This is a genomic window from Paracandidimonas soli, from assembly GCF_004342005.1.
GTDB classification, from domain to species: Bacteria; Pseudomonadota; Gammaproteobacteria; order Burkholderiales; family Burkholderiaceae_B; genus Paracandidimonas; species Paracandidimonas soli.
Genome location: NZ_SMBX01000005.1, coordinates 1 through 18,646 on the forward strand (window position 1 = coordinate 1; position 18,646 = coordinate 18,646).

The 18,646-nt window shown below is 50.6% G+C and carries 17 protein-coding genes; 10 read left to right on the plus strand and 7 right to left on the minus strand.

The window, feature by feature from the left end:
• Nucleotides 1–214 precede the first annotated feature (214 nt).
• The 9 genes from EV686_RS10900 (at nucleotide 215) to rfbC (ending at nucleotide 9,674) form a co-directional block, all read left to right on the plus strand.
• Nucleotides 215–565, plus strand: a complete 351-nt coding sequence (locus EV686_RS10900; RefSeq protein WP_132476974.1) for a MarR family EPS-associated transcriptional regulator — start codon at nucleotides 215–217, stop codon at nucleotides 563–565.
• 32 nt (nucleotides 566–597) lie between these two features.
• Nucleotides 598–2,097 carry an HAD-IIA family hydrolase gene (locus EV686_RS10905; RefSeq protein WP_132476977.1) on the plus strand — a complete coding sequence of 500 codons (1,500 nt, stop codon included), beginning with the start codon at nucleotides 598–600 and terminating at the stop codon, nucleotides 2,095–2,097.
• A 186-nt stretch (nucleotides 2,098–2,283) separates the two neighbouring features.
• Nucleotides 2,284–3,549, plus strand: coding sequence for an oligosaccharide flippase family protein (locus EV686_RS10910; RefSeq protein WP_132476979.1), 1,266 nt, complete (start codon nucleotides 2,284–2,286; stop codon nucleotides 3,547–3,549).
• A 91-nt stretch (nucleotides 3,550–3,640) separates the two neighbouring features.
• Nucleotides 3,641–4,819, plus strand: a complete 1,179-nt coding sequence (locus EV686_RS10915) for a CDP-glycerol glycerophosphotransferase family protein (protein ID WP_132476981.1) — start codon at nucleotides 3,641–3,643, stop codon at nucleotides 4,817–4,819.
• Nucleotides 4,797–5,999: a hypothetical protein gene (locus EV686_RS10920; protein WP_132476982.1), complete on the plus strand. Its 1,203-nt coding sequence runs from the start codon at nucleotides 4,797–4,799 to the stop codon at nucleotides 5,997–5,999. The genes EV686_RS10915 and EV686_RS10920 overlap by 23 nt, the downstream gene beginning before the upstream one ends.
• A gap of 21 nt (nucleotides 6,000–6,020) precedes the next feature.
• Nucleotides 6,021–7,130 carry a DUF1972 domain-containing protein gene (locus tag EV686_RS10925; RefSeq protein WP_132476983.1) on the plus strand — a complete coding sequence of 370 codons (1,110 nt, stop codon included), beginning with the start codon at nucleotides 6,021–6,023 and terminating at the stop codon, nucleotides 7,128–7,130.
• Between the two features lie 11 nt (nucleotides 7,131–7,141).
• On the plus strand, nucleotides 7,142–8,209 hold the full coding sequence (rfbB, locus tag EV686_RS10930) for a dTDP-glucose 4,6-dehydratase (RefSeq protein ID WP_132476984.1): 1,068 nt from the start codon (nucleotides 7,142–7,144) through the stop codon (nucleotides 8,207–8,209).
• 12 nt (nucleotides 8,210–8,221) lie between these two features.
• Nucleotides 8,222–9,106 (plus strand): glucose-1-phosphate thymidylyltransferase RfbA, encoded by an 885-nt coding sequence (gene rfbA, locus EV686_RS10935; protein WP_132476985.1) that lies wholly within the window; start codon nucleotides 8,222–8,224, stop codon nucleotides 9,104–9,106.
• Between the two features lies 1 nt (nucleotide 9,107).
• Nucleotides 9,108–9,674 (plus strand): dTDP-4-dehydrorhamnose 3,5-epimerase, encoded by a 567-nt coding sequence (gene rfbC / locus EV686_RS10940; protein ID WP_132476986.1) that lies wholly within the window; start codon nucleotides 9,108–9,110, stop codon nucleotides 9,672–9,674.
• Nucleotides 9,675–9,717: 43 nt separating this feature from the next.
• On the opposite strand, the gene EV686_RS10945 is transcribed toward rfbC, so the two are convergent.
• The 7 genes from EV686_RS10945 to EV686_RS10975 all read right to left on the minus strand — a co-directional run bounded on the left by EV686_RS10945 (nucleotide 9,718) and on the right by EV686_RS10975 (nucleotide 17,618).
• Nucleotides 9,718–11,100 (minus strand): undecaprenyl-phosphate glucose phosphotransferase, encoded by a 1,383-nt coding sequence (locus tag EV686_RS10945; RefSeq protein WP_132476987.1) that lies wholly within the window; start codon nucleotides 11,098–11,100, stop codon nucleotides 9,718–9,720.
• A gap of 508 nt (nucleotides 11,101–11,608) precedes the next feature.
• Entirely contained in the window at nucleotides 11,609–12,727 is a 1,119-nt protein-coding gene (locus EV686_RS10950) for a M20 family metallopeptidase (RefSeq protein WP_132476988.1), read from the minus strand.
• A 121-nt stretch (nucleotides 12,728–12,848) separates the two neighbouring features.
• Nucleotides 12,849–13,850 (minus strand): Bug family tripartite tricarboxylate transporter substrate binding protein, encoded by a 1,002-nt coding sequence (locus EV686_RS10955; RefSeq protein WP_165972577.1) that lies wholly within the window; start codon nucleotides 13,848–13,850, stop codon nucleotides 12,849–12,851.
• A complete protein-coding gene (locus tag EV686_RS10960) occupies nucleotides 13,847–14,755 on the minus strand; it encodes a polysaccharide deacetylase family protein (RefSeq protein ID WP_243650858.1) in 909 nt (302 codons plus the stop codon). Before EV686_RS10960 ends, EV686_RS10955 begins: the two co-directional genes overlap by 4 nt.
• A gap of 12 nt (nucleotides 14,756–14,767) precedes the next feature.
• Complete coding sequence (locus EV686_RS10965) at nucleotides 14,768–15,832, minus strand: NADH:flavin oxidoreductase/NADH oxidase (protein ID WP_132476990.1); 1,065 nt, start codon at nucleotides 15,830–15,832, stop codon at nucleotides 14,768–14,770.
• Entirely contained in the window at nucleotides 15,829–16,593 is a 765-nt protein-coding gene (locus EV686_RS10970) for an SDR family NAD(P)-dependent oxidoreductase (protein ID WP_132476991.1), read from the minus strand. The genes EV686_RS10965 and EV686_RS10970 overlap by 4 nt, the downstream gene beginning before the upstream one ends.
• The gene (locus tag EV686_RS10975; RefSeq protein ID WP_132476992.1) at nucleotides 16,590–17,618 is read right to left on the minus strand and encodes a ketopantoate reductase family protein; all 1,029 of its coding nucleotides are present in this window, start codon (nucleotides 17,616–17,618) and stop codon (nucleotides 16,590–16,592) included. The genes EV686_RS10970 and EV686_RS10975 overlap by 4 nt, the downstream gene beginning before the upstream one ends.
• Before the next feature lie 133 nt (nucleotides 17,619–17,751).
• Between EV686_RS10975 and EV686_RS10980 the strand changes: the two genes are divergently transcribed.
• A complete protein-coding gene (locus tag EV686_RS10980; protein WP_165972578.1) occupies nucleotides 17,752–18,645 on the plus strand; it encodes a LysR family transcriptional regulator in 894 nt (297 codons plus the stop codon).
• Nucleotide 18,646 lies beyond the last annotated feature (1 nt).

An 18,646-nucleotide genomic window follows, 5' to 3' on the forward strand; every position in this document is an offset into this window, starting at 1 on the left:
ACAGGTACTCGAGCGTGACTACCGACGCAGCGGGTCCAAGCAGCGCCTGGTCAGCGAATTCATCTATGCGGCCGCCTCCTGGAACCGACCGCGACATGTTATATTTTCGTTCAATGACTGAACGATACCGTCGCCATGCACTGCTGCATGGCGATTTTCCTCATTCCGGCAAAGCCTTCTGCCGGCCTCCATTCGAACCTGGACTTTTTCTTTCATGTCTTCCCTCTACGAAGAAAGCCACCTGAAGGTGTTGCGCCTGCTGGAAAGCAACCCGCAGCTAAGCCAGCGCGAACTGGCCGAAGCGCTGGGTGTCAGTGTGGGCAAGGTGAACTATTGTTTGAATGCTCTGATCGACAAGGGACTGGTCAAGATACAGAACTTCCGGAACAACAAGAACAAGCGGGTGTACGCTTACTTGTTGACGCCCAAGGGCATTGCGGAAAAGGCGGAAATGACCGTGCAGTTTTTGCAGCGGAAGATGGTGGAGTATGAGTTGTTGAGGGAAGAGATAGAAAGGCTTAGATTAGAAATTGATGACCCTAATACGATCATTGAAAACAATTAATTTCTAGATAAATTTTTACAGTGGAGATTTCTATGTACGGTGTAATTCTTGCTGCGGGTGTTGGATCGCGTCTTAGGCCGATGACGAATGATAAGCCTAAATGTTTGGTCACGACAGCAGGCAAAGCAATAATTCAGTATCAGATTGATGCCTATAAAGAGGCAGGGATACGAGAAATTTTCATCATCGTGGGATATGAAGGGGAGGCCATAAAAGATTATTGCAAGCATATAAAAGATATAAGTATAAAAATAATTGATAATCAAGATTATGAAAATACCAACAATATGTATTCTCTATACCTGGCTAGAGAATATGTGGATGGAAAACCTTTTATATTAAATAATGCAGATTTAAGTATTGATTCTTCTATTGTGAAGAAATTATTGTCATTTGAGGCTTCTGATGCAGTGGCTGTAGATACTGGTATATTCAATGACGAATCAATGAAGGTAACAGTTCGGGATAATGGAACTATTTCTGGTATATCTAAGGCTGTGGCTGAAAAAGATTCCTTTGCCTGCTCGATTGATTTCTATAAATTCTCAGGAAAATCCAGTTTAATATTTTTTAAGAAAATAAAAGAAATAATAGAGGTAGATAGGAATTTAAAAGATTGGACCGAGGTTGCGATGCATAAACTCTTCTCCACCCAAGAGATGAGCTTCTATCCTTGTGATATCGCTGGTCTGGACTGGGTTGAAATCGATAATTATCAAGATCTAGCAATTTCAGATAGAAAGTTCTCGAATTTTGATAAGTCCGTAAAGAATATAGATAATTTCCTATTTGATCTAGATGGAACTGTCTATCTCGGAAAAGATGTGATTCCGGGCGCAGTAGAAAGCGTTAACCAAATAAGAAAAATGGGAAAATCGGTCTTCTTTTTTTCTAATAACTCATCAAAAAATAAAAAAGATTATGTTAAAAGATTGAGAAAAATAGGGATTGATTGTATTGATAGCGATATAATTTTATCGACTGACGGATTGATTGGGTATTTAAAAGAAAATAATATAGAAAAGGTTCATGTTCTTGGTACGGAAAGTTTAAAATCTACAATAAGGGATTTTGGTTTTGATGTCGATGCAGATAATCCCGAATATGTGGTTATTGGTTATGATACAGAGTTAACTTATCAAAAATTAGTGGATGCGTGTAATTATATCAATAAGGGTGTAGATATATTAGCAACGCATTGTGATGTGTTTTGTCCAACAGAAAATGGCCCTGTTCCCGATGTAGGGGCTATGTTGGAGATGATTAGATTAACTACTGGGAAAACCGCCAAATTAATTTTTGGTAAACCTTCTGTGTCGATGTTAAAACCATTGGTTGATAATTTGAAGATTGATTTAACCAGAACCTTAATTATTGGTGATAGGCTACATACTGATATTCGAATGGCGAAAGAGGCTAAATGTCTTAGCCTCTTAGTTCTGTCTGGAGAAACGACTCGAGATCAACTAGAAACAGCAGCTATAAAACCTGATTTTGTATTAACAACAGTAGCAGATATTTTTAATAGCTAAATTCATGGCCTTCTCGGACCGTATTGTTTCGCTGAAGGTCATAAAATATTATTAGTTGAGCCGGTGCAATTTATTGTGACGCTATAGAAGGAATACAAGTGTATCTTAGAGGGTTAGGATATCGACTATGGGACGGTATGTTGCCGAATATCCCGAAGCTAATGGCGTAGCCACCGGAATTGGTTTATGGCTAATAAGCATTCAAAAGTATTAGTTAGAAATACAGCTTTCTTGTTCCTAATACAGATAGCAAATTATGCTATTCCATTATTGATGCTCCCATATCTGGCAAGAGTCTTGGGGGTTGCTGGATTTGGTATAGCCGTATTTGGTCTATCTATGCTTCAAATTGCCTTGGTAATAACCGATTATGGCTTCTCTTTATCAGCAACCCTATCAATCTCTAAAAAAAGAGACGATAAAGACTACTTGGAAAGAATACTCGGAGCTGTTTTTGTTTGCAAGATATTCTTAGTGCTAATATGTTTTCTTATTTTTTCTATCTTTCTTTTTGTTCATGGTAGATATATAGACTATTGGCTTTATTTTCTTCTTTTAGTGCTACCCCTGATAGGGCAAAGTTTCCAGCCAATATGGTTCTATCAGGGAATAGAAAAGATGGGCTATATCACGATATATACCATTTTCTCCCGAATAGTATATCTTATATTGGTTGTTTTCCTGGTAAAAAGCAAAGAGGATATTTATTATATTGCTGTTTCTAATGGACTTGGAACTCTAGTTGCTCTTTTTATCGGGGTTTTTCTTTTGTATAAACTCGGATATAAGCCAAAATGGGGTGGGTACCAATTTACCAAAGTAGTGTTTAAGGAATCTAGTGAGTTTTTCTTGTCAAGAGCTGCTGTAAGTACCTATACAGCTGGTGGAGTGTTTTTTCTTGGTGTTTTTTCCTCTCCAATTCAAATTGCTTTATATTCAGTTGCAGAGCAGCTATATCGAGGAGCGCAATCAATTTTTTCTCCTGTTGCACAGGCTCTATTGCCCTATATGGCCAAACATAGAAATTATGGACTATTTTTCAAGATATTAAAAATAGCGATTGTTTTAGCATTATTTGGCGTTATTGTTGGGATTTTTCTAGGGAAAGAGATAATAGTTCTATTATTTGGTGTTGAATTTATTGGATCGTATGAAATATTACTCGTATTTTTAATCTGTTTTTCTATAACAGTACCGTCTGTCTTACTTGGATATCCATTTCTAGGTGCGCTAGGCGATGTGAGAACAGCAAACAGAAGCGTAATCTATGGAGGCCTTTTACAGGTGCTCTTGTTAGGTGTATGTTATGTAAATGAGTGGATACTAGCTTTACATATCAGCTTGACTGTTATTTTGGTAGAGTCTTTAGTTTTGTGCCTAAGAGCATATAAGTCTAGAATGATCTATCACACTTTGACGGGAGAGCATAATGCCGCTAAAACTACAACGTAGTTCATGCTCGGATTATAGATTCTGGCAGATGGCTCGCTCCTATGGGGTAAGTATTTTAAATCTAAATTTAAAATTTATTAAAAAATAATTTATGCTTAATTTGTTTATTAAAAAAAGTGGAGCTCTGGTTTTTCATTGCATTAATTTCTTTGTGTCGTTGGTTTTTCCGAAAAGTAAATGTTTATGGCTATATGGCGAGTGGTTTGGTAATAGATTTGATGATAATTCAAGCTATGCTTTTCGTGCAAAATCAGAGAAAGCTATTAGAAAGGTTTGGATAACAAAAAATAAAAAATTATTAGAAGAGATTGTGGCTAAAGGCTATGAATGTTACCTGGCGTATTCACTCTATGGGCTCTATCTGCAAGCACGGGCAGGAGTGTTTTTTTGTTCAGTTAATTCTAAAGATTTTTGCTTTTCGTCTATTAATCCGAGATGTGTTGTCATTCAATTATGGCATGGTCTTCCAATAAAAAAAATTGGATTTGATGTTAAGGAAGAGCGTTGGATTAAAAGAGTGCTCTTGGCTATTAGAAGACACACTATAGACTCTTATGATTATATTTTATCGCCATCGAGCTCTTTTGATCATATATTTTGTTCGGCGTTTAAGGTAAAGGAAGATAATATAATTCATTGCGCATACCCTCGTTGTGATGGGTTTATGGTAAACGACGATACTAGAGATTGTTTGCGCAATCAATTAAATATAGATACAAAGTATATTTTCTTCTATTTGCCAACTCATAGGAATGAAGGGAAAAGTGGGTGGAAGATTAAAGGATTGATAGATGATATGAAGAGGCTAAATGGCTTTCTTCAAACTCATGATATTACAGTGATTATAAAGCCTCATTATTATGAAAATCAAAACTATGAAGAAGAGTGCTGTGGTAATGTTAAGATTGTGAAAAATTTGCCTTTCGGACTATATGAATCGTTAGGCTGCTCGGACGGTTTAATTACAGATTACTCTAGCGTTTGCCTGGATTATATATTTACAGGGAACCCTATATTTTTCTATATGCCCGATCTGGAGTCTTATCTCAATGGAGACAGAGAGTCTTATTTCGATTTAAATGAGATTGTTTGCGCGCCATGTGCTGATGTGAGCAGCCTTATGCGTGAGATTGATTTTTTTGTTAAGCATGGAAAAAAGAAAGAATACTTGCGTCTTGCTATCAATCGAAATTTCTTGCCGGGATCAATATCGGGCGAGTTCCAGAAAATAGCTGAGGAACTTATTAATGGAAATCAAAAGGCAAAATAATTTTTTATTTGAGCGATATTTGATTTGTTTTTTGATTTTTTGGGGATGTTGGTCCTCAATATTTGTTTTGTTGCTAATAAAGCTGGGTGTCCATAATGGGATGGTTTATGCTATTAAAGATGCGCCTGTTTATCTCCTAATGATCTGTTCTGTTTCTCGATGGTTGTTTTTTCGGGAAAAATTACTAGTTTCGATTTTAATTTCAATTTTTTTAATTTATTTATTTTCTAATTATATATTTCTGAATTTTGATTATAGAAACCCAGTGGCAAATATTAGGCAATTGATCGCTCCTATTGTTGTGCTGTATTTTTTTTGCTCAATCAGATTGTCTGGCTTTGATGTTCGTGCGATATATGGTTTTTTAAAACTTAATTTGTTTGTTGTGTTTTTATGGGGTGGAGTAGAGCTATATTTTGAGCTTTGGAAAAAAGCAGACTTATCGCTATTTTTTACTCTGAAAGGAATTCCGGTTGACCAATATGGCTTGTCTTATATGTTTTATGAGCCAATTATCGGTTATCGTGAAAGAATGACATCCTCTTTTTTGGACCCAATTAGCTTAGGGCATTTTTTTGCTTGTTTTTTTATACTGGCATTTTATAAAAAAGAGTCTTTTGGTAAGTATAGGGCGCTATTTTTATTTATCTCTTTGTTGGGTCTGACTCTTACATTTTCTAAAGGGGCGATGCTGCAATTGTTTGTAGCCTTGACGGTATTAAATGGATTTATCCCGTTGGTGATTCGTTTTTTTTGTGCGCTTATGCCCTTAATGGTTTATTTGGTGATTCCAAATAAAACGGGTATAAATATTCATCTTTCCGGCTTGTATAATTCTATAACCAATATAAATATATTTGGTTACGGAATCGGCTCTGTGGGTAATTATGCGAAAATGTTTTCAGACGATCTTTCCGTTTATTATGAAAAAGGTATTAGTGATACTTATATTGGGTCATTATTGGGGCAGATAGGATCTTTAGGTTTGTTCTTTTGGCTATTTCTGATGGTGTTGGCAATTTTTCCATTGTCAAATAGGAACAGAACTCCATTGATTTTGCTGTCGAGTTTAATTGCAGTTTCTGCTGTTTCTGAGAATACCCTTAATATAACATCTTTCCTGCTGCCAGCCGTGTTGATTGCAATGTCAAGACAGAGTTTCACTAATAAATTTACTTAAATATCGATTTTGGGGATTGCTTTGAAGGATAAGAGAATATTTATTTTGGGTACCCGTGGAGTTCCCGCCCAGCATGGAGGGTTTGAAACTTTCGCTGAGCGCTTGTCTTTATATCTGCATGATGCGGGATGGAGCGTGGCGGTATATTGTCAAGAGGAGGGAAAGGGCGATTTATTTGAGACGAATTGGCGAGGAGTTAGAAGAATTCATATACCAGTGAATAACTCTGGCGCCTTGGGTACTATCATATTCGATTTAAAATCAATCTGCCATGCTGCCAAAGAAAATGGTTTGTTCTTGACGCTTGGTTATAACACTGCAATATTCAATTGTGTGCAATATTTTAAAGGGCAATTTAATATAATAAATATGGATGGAATTGAATGGAGAAGGGATAAATGGGGGTTGATGGCGAAAATTTGGTTTTGGCTAAACGAGAGAGCTGGTTGCTGGGTGGGTAATCACTTAGTCGCGGATCATCCGAAAATTAAAGAGCATTTGGCGACAAGGGTTAGGAAAAGCAAAATTACCATGATCCCTTATGGTGGAGATGAAGTTCTTGAGGCTGATGCTCAAGTGTTATCAGCCTATAATTTAAAACCAAACGAATTTTCGATTGTAATTGCTCGGCCGGAGCCGGAAAATTCTTTTTTAGAAATGGTTAGATCTTTTAGCCGGAAAAATCGGAGTCACAAGCTGGTAGTTTTGGGGAGTTTTAGGCCTCATGAAAATGATTTTCATAAGGCTGTAATGAATGCTGCATCTGAAGAGGTTTTGTTTCCTGGGGCAATTTATGATGCGAAGATTGTTCGAGCTTTAAGATTCTTTGCGCGCTTTTATCTGCACGGCCATCGAGTAGGTGGTACGAATCCATCCTTGGTTGAAGCACTTGGTGCAGGTTGTGCCGTAATAGCGCATGCTAATCACTTTAATAAATGGGTGGCAGGTGATGGTGCTGCTTATTTCTCTGATGAGATTGCTTGCGAAAAATTGTTTGATACTCTACTGTATGATGAGAAGCGTCAAGCACAAATGAAGGAGGCTAGCCGTAAGCGCTTCCATGAAAATTTTACTTGGGAAAAAATTCTGAAAGAATATGAGCAATTATTCTTGAGTCTCTATCCAAATTAAGGCTATTTAAGATGAAAATCCTGGTGACCGGCGGTGCTGGCTTTATTGGATCTGCTGTGATTCGACATATAGTTCAACATACGAATGACTGTGTTGTTAATGTAGATAAGTTGACATATGCGGGAAATCTTGAGTCTTTGATTTCTGTCAGAGATAACAAACGCTATGCATTTGAGCAAGTTGATATTTGTGATCGCTCTGCGTTAAACAGGATTCTGTTGGAGTACAAGCCTGATGGCATCATGCATCTGGCTGCGGAGTCGCATGTGGATCGCTCTATCGATGGGCCAGGGGAGTTTATACAGACGAACTTGGTGGGAACATATACATTGCTTGAGGCAGCACGAACCTATTGGATGACCTTGGATGAAAAGAGAAAAGCCGCTTTCAGATTTCACCATATTTCAACAGATGAGGTATATGGAGACCTAGGAGAGGGTAGCAGCCATCTTTTTACAGAAACGACGGCCTATGATCCTAGTTCGCCATATTCAGCCAGCAAGGCTGGCTCGGATCATTTGGTGCGTGCCTGGGCGCGTACGTTTGGATTGCCTGCATTGATTACGAACTGTTCGAACAATTACGGGCCGTACCATTTCCCCGAGAAATTGATCCCTCTTATTATTTTGAATGCGTTGGAAGGCAAGTCTTTACCTGTTTACGGGGAGGGCACACAGATACGGGATTGGTTGTATGTGGAAGATCATGCTCGTGCATTGTATGCCGTATTTACCCGAGGAGAGCCTGGCGCTACCTACAATATCGGCGGACACAACGAGAAGCAGAATATTGAAGTGGTCAAGACTATCTGTGCATTATTGGATGAATTGCATCCCGATTCGCCAGTGACGCCTCATGTAGATTTGATCACGCATGTGGCAGACAGGCCGGGTCATGATGTGCGATATGCGATTGACGCTTCTAAGATACAGCAGGAATTGGGTTGGATGCCTCAGGAAAGCTTTGAGTCAGGTATCAGGAAAACAGTTCAGTGGTATTTGAATAATTTGGAATGGTGTCGGCGAGTCCAGGATGGCAGCTATAGACGAGAGCGTTTGGGCCTGACTGCAGAAAACTGATGTGAGACTGATATGAATAAACGAAAAGGCATTATTCTTGCGGGCGGTTCCGGCACTCGTTTGCATCCCATTACGCTTGGTGTATCGAAGCAGTTGCTGCCTATTTACGATAAGCCCATGATCTACTATCCATTGTCTGTGCTGATGTTGGCAGGCATCCAGGATGTTCTGATTATCTCTACACCCGAAGATCTACCTAGTTTCCGCAAATTGTTGGGCGATGGTTCTTCCTATGGCATCAACCTGCAGTATGCCGAGCAGCCGTCCCCAGACGGGCTGGCACAGGCATTTTTGATTGGTGAATCATTTATCGGTAATAGCGATGTTTGCCTGATTCTCGGTGACAACATATTTTATGGCCACGGTTTTAGTGCTTTGCTGCGTGAGGCTGGCGCGCGTCCGCAGGGCGCAACGGTATTCGGCTACTATGTTAGTGACCCCGAGCGCTTCGGAGTCGTTGATTTTGATGTGGAAGGTAAGGCCGTCTCCATCGAAGAAAAGCCCAGGCAACCAAAGTCAAATTATGCAGTCACTGGTCTGTATTTCTACGACAACGATGTCGTCGATATTGCAAAACAGGTAAAACCCTCGGCTCGTGGTGAGCTGGAAATTACCGATGTCAATAATGCCTACCTCCACCGTGGCGACCTGCATGTCAGTCTGTTGGGTAGAGGGTTCGCGTGGCTGGATACAGGCACGCATGATTCGCTGATGGAGGCCAGTCACTTCGTACAGACGATAGAGGCGAGACAAGGTTTGAAGGTTGCCTGCCTTGAGGAAATTGCATTCCGTCAAGGGTGGCTGGATGCCGAAAGCCTCGAGGCTCAGGCGAACCGTTTAAGCAAAACTGGCTATGGCCAGTATTTGCTGCGCCTTTTGCAAGCAGGAAATCGTTAAAGTGAAGCTTATACAGACAGATCTGCCGGATGTGGTTATTATCGAACCTGCTGTTTTTGGGGATGATCGTGGCTGGTTCATGGAAAGCTTTAACGAAAATCGCTTTCATAGAGGTTTGCAAGAACTGGGGCTTCCAGTGCCAAACGCTTTTGTACAGGATAATCACTCCTGCTCTAAACAGGGAACGCTGCGCGGTTTACATTACCAACTGCCGCCATATGCTCAGGGGAAATTGGTGCGTGTAGTGCGTGGTGCAGCCTATGATGTGGCGGTGGATATTCGCAAAGACTCACCTACCTTTGGCAAGGCGGTAGGGGTAGAACTTTCAGAAAATAATCGTCGTATGCTGTGGATTCCAGAAGGGTTCGCGCATGGTTTTCTGGCGCTGGAGGACGATACCCACTTCCTATATAAAACAACAAACTACTATAACAAGGCTTCAGAAGGAGCGATTGTCTGGAACGCACCAGAGTTGGCCATTGAGTGGCCGGCGGGACCCGATATGCAGATACTCGTGTCTGAGAAGGATGCGGCTGCGGATACATTTGCAGTCGCTCCCAAGTTTTAAGCATGGCGTGGATCTGATGAAGGGCTGATAGCCTCAGCCCGCCTCAGGGTTTATTGTTGATGAACCCTTTGAATACCGTCAGGAAAATGATCTTGATATCCAGCCACAACGACCAGTTGTTGATATACCAGAGGTCATACTCCACGCGCTTCTGCATCTTCTCGATGGTATCGGTTTCTCCCCGATAGCCATTGACCTGCGCCCAGCCAGTAATTCCGGGCTTTACCTTGTGGCGCTTCATATAGGATTCAACCAGATCCTTGTAATGTTCATTGTGGGCTAGGGCATGCGGACGCGGCCCTACGATGGACATTCGGCCTTGCAATACGTTGTAGAACTGGGGAAGCTCGTCCAGGCTGGTACGGCGCAGGAAGGCGCCAAGACGGGTGACCCGAGGGTCACCGAACTTGGCCTGGGTGACCTGGCCATTGCCTTCTGAATGGACTTCCATGGAGCGGAATTTGTAGACTTTGAAGCGCCTGCCGTTGATGCCGGTACGGTATTGCTTGAAAATCACCGGCCCCTTCGATGTTGCTTTGACTGCAATAGCAATGCCTATGCATACAGGCAATATCAGCAAGGAAATCAGGCTGCCGATGATTAAGTCCTCCAGGCGCTTGACCAGTCTTGCAGGGCCATCCATGGGGCTGATGCTAATATCCAGCGCATACAAACCGGCAATATGGCTGACTTGATGGTTAAGCAGAGGCAAGTCACCCAGATCGGGAATGAAGCGCACTTCGACTGTCAGGTGGCGTAGCCCGTGCAGGATGCTTTTGATAGCCTCGCCTTCCTGTAGGGGCAAGCATAGCCATACCTCATGCGCGCCCGTCTGTATGACCTGTTCTTCCAGCTCTTCAAGCCATTCGGGAGTATGACGCAGCGTCATGCGGTGTGCGACCCGGTAGCCGTCTTCGGGCAGCACTGGAAGCTTGGCATCGAGTTCCGCGGAAGGGGTTTGGCCTTCTACTACGAGCACTTGTTTCAGGTTTTTGCCGTGGCTGCGTACGAATCTCAGCAATAGGAACATGCTGAGGCGGAACAGTGTGACAGCGACCAGGGCTAGGGCGAACGTACTTATCACCCACAGGCGCGAGTAATTGACAGAGACTTTGAGAAGTACCGCCAGGCCGAACAGCATGGCGAAGGCAATCAGCCAGCCTGTATAGACGCGGCCCAATCTGTTGAGCAAGCGTCGGCCACGCCATGATCCATAGCTGTTCACCATGGTCTGGCACAGTATGCCCAGCAGTACCAACGCCAGAGTCGCAATCTCGTAGCGTTCGGACATGCTCCATGTGCCGAAACGCCAGTAGTAAGCTAGAAAGGCACTGCCAAGTACCAGAAAGACATCGATCAGGCCTGCAAGCAGGGCCAGAGGGTAACGTTCAGCAAGGACTGGAGCTCGAAAATGCTTTTTACGCATGTGTGTTGTGTACAAGGAAACTTAGGACCTTGCTGATGCAGGTTGGGCGGAATATGACTGTGGAAAGCGTACTGGTGAAGGAGTAAGAAAAGCAGCTACTCAGGTGTTGCAGTGGTATCAGTATGTTGGCTGGGAGGTTTTTTGATATTCGTGGAGGAAGTATAGCGCGTTGATAAGAGCTACATTGGCACGACGGAACAGGCAATATGCTTCAACGAGGGGTGCATGAGTACGTGCTATTTGTTTTTATATATACGTAAATGAAACGAAATTCGTAATTTTGTCGAGTAAGTCAGACTGAAAAACTGCATGCGTTTTTGTGCTGAATGGCGTGTCTACGTGGTTTGCATGGATTGTTCGTATCGTTTCATGATTCATCTCCTGGATATTGAATTCGATAATAAGAATTATTATTGATTCTGTTTTCTGATATCCGGGGAGATGGCACTTTAGTTTCAAGATGTCCCATATGGTAGAGCGATTCTGTGGCTGTCATACCACGTAATCCCTACCCCAACCCCCGCAACACCAGCCTCCAGAACTCATGCCGCTTCACCAGCGTATCCACCAGGATATGCTCATGCAGCGTATGCGCGCCATCTCCATCCGCTCCCAGCCCATCGATCGAAGGAATTCCCAGCGCTGCGGTGAAATTGGCGTCGCTGGCGCCGCCTGTCATGGGGGCTTCTTCGATGTTCAGCCCAGCTTGCGCCGACAATTGCAGCAAGGTATCCAGCAATGCCTGGGTCTGGGCGGTTTTGTTCATGGGCGGGCGGCGCAGGTTCAGCGAGGCTTGCAGGCCGACGTCCGCGTCTGCCGTGCGCAGTGACTCAATACGCTGCTGCAGCTGTTGCAGCGCATCCATGTCTGGCACGCGAAAATCGGCTTCGGCTTCGCAGCGGCCGGGCACGACATTGGGCGTGGTGCCGCCGTGGATGGTGCCTACGCTGACCGTGATGCCGCGTTCGTAGTCGGTCAGGCTTTCCAGGGCCAGCACCTGGCGGGCCATTTCCTTGATGGCGCTGCGGCCCAGCGCGTGCTGCAGTCCGGCGTGCGCCTGGCGGCCGCAGGTGCACAGGCGGATGCGGCCTATGCCCTTGCGTTCGGTGACAAGTCTGCCGCCGTTGGGGCGGGCGGGTTCGGCGACGAGCACGTACTTGGCATATGTGCGGGCGAAGTCTTCGATGAAGCCGCGCGAGTGGACGCTGCTGATCTCCTCGTCCGGCGTCAGCAGAATGTCCACGGGCAGGGCGGTTTCCGGCTCGTGCGCCAGGGCGGACATGGCCAGGTAGTCGCCGGCCTTCATGTCGTAGATGCCCGGGCCGTAGGCGCGGCCGTCTTCGATGCGGAAGGGGTTTTCCTGCAGCGTGCCGACGGGGTGGACGGTATCCATGTGTCCGAGCACGACGATGCCTTTGCGGGTGTTGCCATCAGCCCGGTTGCTGATGCGCAGCGCGGGAGCGTCAAAGCTGCCGACTTTGTGCAGGCTGGTCTTCAGGCCTAGCGCCGCCGCGTCGCCGGCGATGACATTGGCCAGTGCGGCGATGGTGTCGGGGCGCTGCGATGGGCTTTCGATCTCCACCCATTTGCGGATGCCGGCGATCAGAGTGTCTTGTGTCGTGTGCATGTCGTGGTGTCTCGTGGCGGGCGGCAAGGCATTGCCGTGGATGGGAAAGCGGCCCGGGGCGCTGTCGCGTCCGGGCCGTGCGCGGGCGGGGGCAGCCCCCCGCCGGTTCGTGCGTAATGTCTTACTCGACCTGGGCGCCGGATTCCTTCACCAGCGGAACCCACTTCTCGTACTGTTCCTGCATGTAGGATTTGACTTCGGCGCGGGTCATGGGCTTGTAGGTGACCAGGCCGGCCTGTTCCAGTTTGCCGGACAGTTCCGGGTCGGCCATGGCTTCGGCCAGGCTGGCGTGCAGCTTGTCCAGGGCGGCTTCGGGCGTGCCCTTGGGCGCCCACATGGCGTTCCAGGAGTAGGCCTCGTAGCCCGGCAGGCCGGCTTCGTCCATGGTCGGCACGTCGGGCAGGGTCTTCAGGCGTTCCGGCAGCGCGATGGCCAGGGGCTTGAGCTTTCCGCTTTCGATATGGGGAGCCACGATGGAGGGCGCGTCCAGCACGAAATTCAGGCGTCCTGCCAGCAGATCCGTCATGACGGGGCCGGTGCCGCGATAAGGGATGTGCGATACGTCAGTGCCCGTCATCTTGCTGAACAGGAAGGCGGCAATGTGGCTGGATGTGCCGTTGCCCGCCGAACCGTAGTTGTACTTGCCAGGGTTGTCCTTCAGCAACTGGATGAATTCCTGCAGGTTGTTGACCGGCAGTTCGGACGGCACGACCAGCACCAGCGGCACCAGGATGCTCAGGCCGATGGGCTCCAGGTCGGTGCGGGCGTCGAACGACAGGTTCTTGTACAGGCCGGCGTTCAATGCATAGGTGGACAGCGTGCTGGCCAGCAGGGTGTAGCCATCGGGATTGGCGCGCACAACCTGTTCCGTGCCGATATTGCCGCCCGCGCCGCCCTTGTTTTCGATAACGAAGGTCTGGCCCAGGCTTTGCGACATTTTTTCGGTGATCTGGCGCGCGACGTAGTCGGTGTTGCCGCCGGGCGGGAACGGTACGACGACACGCACTTGTTTCGATGGATAGTTGTCGGCGGCCAATGCGGGAGCTGATACGACAGACAAGGTGGCGGCCGCTGCGGCCAGCAGTCCGCAGGCAAGGCGGCGCGGTAGGAAGAATGAATTCATGGGTTCACCTCGGAAAATGGAAACTGCGTTTGAATATGTTGTCCTGCGGTTGTGAAACGGTTGTGGTTCGCCGATGCCTGGTGCCAGCGGGCCAGCTCGTCGGCCCGGGCGATCCATACGTCGTTGTATTGGCGGATGTGGCGGATGAACTTCTCCAGCATCAGCAGGCGCTGCGGGCGGCCCGAGATCCAGTCGTGGATGGTCAGCATGCACAGGCCGCCGTACTTGCGCGCGCCTTCGAATTCTTCGATCCAGCTTTCCAGCACGGCGACCGGGTTGGCGGGGTGCGTCTTGTCGCGCGCGGAGTTGGTGTAGCGGAAGTACAGGGCGTCATCCGTCATCCACTGCGTGGGGATTTCCACCAGGCCGTTGACGTCGTAGGGGTGGTCGAAGCCCATCAGCGAGCTGTCGTAGGAAATGCCCAGTTCCTTGAACAGGGTCAGCAGTTCGATGGTCATTTCCCACGATGGGGCGCGGTAGCCCAGCCCGGTCTGGCCGGTCTGCTGGCGGAAGACTTCGATGACTTTTTCCGTGTAGTCGCGCGCCAGGTCGGACCCGATGGCGTCGATGCGCTCGTGATAATAGCCGTGGTAGGCGATTTCGTGGCCGTTTTCCACCAGGTAGGGCAGCAGGCCGGGATAGGTGCTGGCGACGACGCCGGGCACGAAGAACGAGCCGGAAATGCCGTATTCGGCCAGCAGTTCGACGACGCGCTTCACGCCCTGGCGCGGGCCGTAGCGGCGCTGTTCGATTTCGCCCAGCGAGCGCATCTGCTGGCCGCGATGGATCCACAGGTAGGGGGATTCGGCGTCCAGGTCCATGCTGAAGGTAACGGCGCAGCGTTTGCCTTCCGGCCAGATGTAGTCGGGGAAATGGATGCGGCTGTCGTCATGCATATGATTCATTGGTGTGTCCTTCTAGAAACCGGCGCGGGCGTATTGGGGCGGAACCAGGCCGGCCCCCTGCGGCGCTGTCTGGCGGATCAGCCAGTAAGGGTCGCGCAGCAGGGCGCGGCCCGCGAAGATCAGGTCGCAGGCGCCGTCCGACAGCAGGGATTCGGCCAGCGCCAGGCTGTCGATGCCGCCGACGGAGCCGGTTGGCAGTCCGGTTTGTGTGCGGACCGCCCGGGCCAAGTCCGCATTGAACGCGCCTTCGCGTTTCGTGGGCGGAGCGCTGATGCCGCCGCTGGTGCAGTCCAGCAGGTCCACGCCGATGGCTTGCAGCTTGCGCGCCAGGGCGATGGATTCTTCCAGGGTCCAGCCTTCGTTGCTTTCTTTGCTGTCGACGCAGGACAGGCGGACGAACAGCGGCATGGTGTCGGGGATGGCTTCCCGCACGGTCTGGGCGACTTCCAGCGTCAGGCGCGCGCGGCCGTCGAAATCGCCGCCATAGGCGTCGGTGCGCTGGTTCGCCAGGGGCGACAGGAACTGATGCAGCAGGTAGCCGTGGGCCGCGTGCAGTTCGATGACGTCGAAGCCAGCCTCGACGGCGCGCAGGGCCGCCTGGCGGAAGTCGTCGACGATGGCGGCGATGTCTTGCGTCGACAGCGCCTGGATCGGGCTCACGTCCATGCCGGGGCCGCTGGCCGAGGGCGCTGTGCGGACCCAGCCGCCTTGCGCGATGGGCAGGGGCGCGCCGCCTTGCCAGGGCGCGCTGTGCGAGCCTTTGCGGCCGGCGTGGTTCAGCTGCACGCCGGCCGCGCTGCCCAGCGCGTGCAGGCGCTCGGCGAGCCGGGCATGGGCTTCGAGGTGTTGCTGGCTCCACAGGCCAAGGCAACTGGGCGAGATGCGGCCCTGCGGGCTGACGGCGGTGGATTCCAGCATGACCAGGCCGACGCCGCCCTGGGCGCGCGCGCCGTAGTGCATGTCGTGCCAAAGGCCGGGCATGCCGTCGATGGCGCTGTACTGGCACATGGGCGACATGACGAGGCGGTTCTTCAGTTCCAGAGCGCGTATCTTCAGGGGGGAAAGCAGTTGGGTCATTGTGTGGTCTCCATGGTTTGCAGGCGACGGTTGAGTGTATTGCCGCCGTCCACGCCGATGGTCTGGCCGGTGATGAAGCGGGCTTCGTCCGAGCACAGGAAATACACCAGGCTGGCGAGCTCGCCGTCTTCGCTCAGGCGGCGCAGGGGGATGCTGGCCGTGATGCGGGCTTCGTGTCCGGCCAGCATGGGGGACAACAGGTTGCGCGTGCGCAATCCGGCGCGCACGGCGTTGACGCGCACCTTGCCGGGGCCGAGCGTGACCGCGAAGGCGCGGGTGATCTGTTCCAGCGCCGCCTTGGAGGCCCCGTAGACGGCGCCGTTCGATCTCACGACTTCGGCTGCGCCGGAACTGATGTTGCAGATGCCGCCGCCGCCCGCGCGGCTCATGGCCTCGCCCAGGCGCTGCATCAGCAGGACGGGCGCCATGAAGTTGATGGCCATGATGGACTGGATGGTGTCCGGCGGGATGTCCATCAGTTCGTCGAAGGGGAAAATGCCGGCATTGTTGACCAGCGCCCGCGGCGTGCCGTGCCGCAGGATGTCGTCGGTCAGTTGCAACACCGCATCGGTCCGCCCGAGATCGCATTGCAGGTAGACGGCGTGTTCCGGGTTGGCTAGCTCGTGCAGGAAGTCGTGTTGCGGCAGTATGTCTACCAGCACCAGGTCGTGGCCGTGCGCCGAGAAGTGCCGGGCCAGCTCGCGGCCGTAGGCGCCGCAGGCGCCGGTGATGACGATGGGGCGGCGGGAATCCTGGCTCATGCGCGCTGCGCCTCGGCGGTGAATTCGGCCAGGTTCTCGCGTCGCATGGGCCTGGCGCCGTCTTCGATTTCGTGGATGTAGCGGATGAGCAGATCGGTGACCGGCGTCTGCAGGCCCAGGGGCCGTGCGATGCGGGGGATCTCGCCGATCTGGCTGTCGATTTCGGTCTTGCGCTTGCGCACCGCCAGGTCGCGGTAGACGCCGCTGCGCTGCTTGGCCGAGTGCCGGTAGTGATCGGCGATGGCGTCCAGCGATGCGCGCGCGGTATCGGCATCTCCCGAAGCGAAGGCTTCGGGGTCGAAGCCGTCGAAACCCAGCGGCGCGACGCCGGCGGCCCGCGCAACGGACAGCACTTCGCCGACCAGGCGGGTGAAGGCCGGGGCGAAATCGGGGCAGGACACGCTGTCGGCGATGGTCTCGTCGGATACGGCGGTCAGGAACAGCAGGCTGCCGTAGGCGAGCTTGCCCCATTTGTACGCCCAGATGTCATCCACGGCGCGCACGTCGGGATGGTAGTGTTGCAGCATGGACTCCAGAGCCTGCAGGCGTGGCGTGACGCCTTTGTCGTGTTCGCCGATCATCAGCGCGCCGGCATTGCCGTACAGGATGTGGCCGGGCTCGATGTAGTCCGCCGCGAAATTGACGAAGCCGCACAGGCTGCGGTGTTTGCCGACCAGGTCGGCGATGCGCAGCTCGTTCAGGCCGTTCTGCAGCGACAGCACGACGCCTTCGGGCGACAGGTGCGGCAGCAGCTGCTGTACGGCGGTTTCCGTGTGCTGCGCTTTCACCGACAGCATGATGATGTCGTACTGGCCGGTGATAGTGTCGGGCGTGAATGCGGGCAGGGCCTGGGTGAAATCGTCGACGGGTCCGCTGATGCGGATGCCGTCGCGCCGGATGGCATCTACGTGTGCCTCCGAAGCATCGACGGCAATGACCGGGAAACCGGCGCGCGCCAGGTACGCCGCTATAACTCCGCCTATTGCTCCCGCGCCCCAGATCAGTATGGGCTTGTTGTCGGTCATATTGCTTTCGCCTTTGATTTGTCTGCGTATTGACGGAAGTCTATGGGCTGCGGCGGACCATCACAAGGCGGCTGCTTTTATAATTGGCATAACTGGTATTTATGGGTGGGCGGCAATCATGAATATGCCGGATATGAATCTATTGGTCTATCTGGATGCGCTGATCAAGTACGGCAGCGCCACTCGCGCGGCCGAAGTGCTGGGCGTGTCGCAACCCGGGGTCAGCGCGGCGCTGAAGCGCCTGCGCGCGCTGCTGGACGACCCCGTCATGATCCGCTCGGGGCATCGGCTGCTGCCCACGCCGAAGGCCTTCGACATCCATACGAAGATGGCCGGGGCGCTGGCCCTGTGGCAGGGGCTGGGCGAGCCGGGCAATATAGCGCACGCCAAGACCTACTCTGTCCTGGCGTCGGACTACACGCAATTGCTGCTGTTGCCGCACCTGATGCCGGTGCTGCAGGCGCACGCGCCCGAAGTATCGGTCAGCGTCGTGCCCACCAATCCGTTCCGCCGGCTGGAGATGGTGACCAACCACGAAGTGGACCTGGCCATCGGCTATTACAACAAGGCGCCGGAGAACCTGCGCGTGCGCCAGCTGCTGCAGGAGCGCATGGTATGCGTGATGTCGGGCAGCCATCCGGAGCAGGCGGATTTCGGCATCGACACGTTTCTGGCGTATTCGCATGTTGCCATCGCTTCGGTATCGTCGGGCTCTTATTCCGAAGAGCTGGAGCGCGCGCTGCGCAAGCTGGGCGTGGTGCGCAAGATCGCGCTGACCGCGCCCAGCTACAACGTGGTGCCCGCCATCCTGATGCGCACGGACTTCATCTCGGTGCTGCCGCTGAGCGTGGCCCTGTATGCCCGGCGGCAATTGCCGATACAGATCCGCCCCGTTCCCGTCGAGCTGCCGCTGCTGACGATCTCGATGTTCTATCACGACGACAACCAGAACAGCGAGCCGCACGTCTGGTTCCGCCAGCGCGTGGTGGAGGCGTCGCAGGGACTGGTGGACGGGATGGAGGAATAGG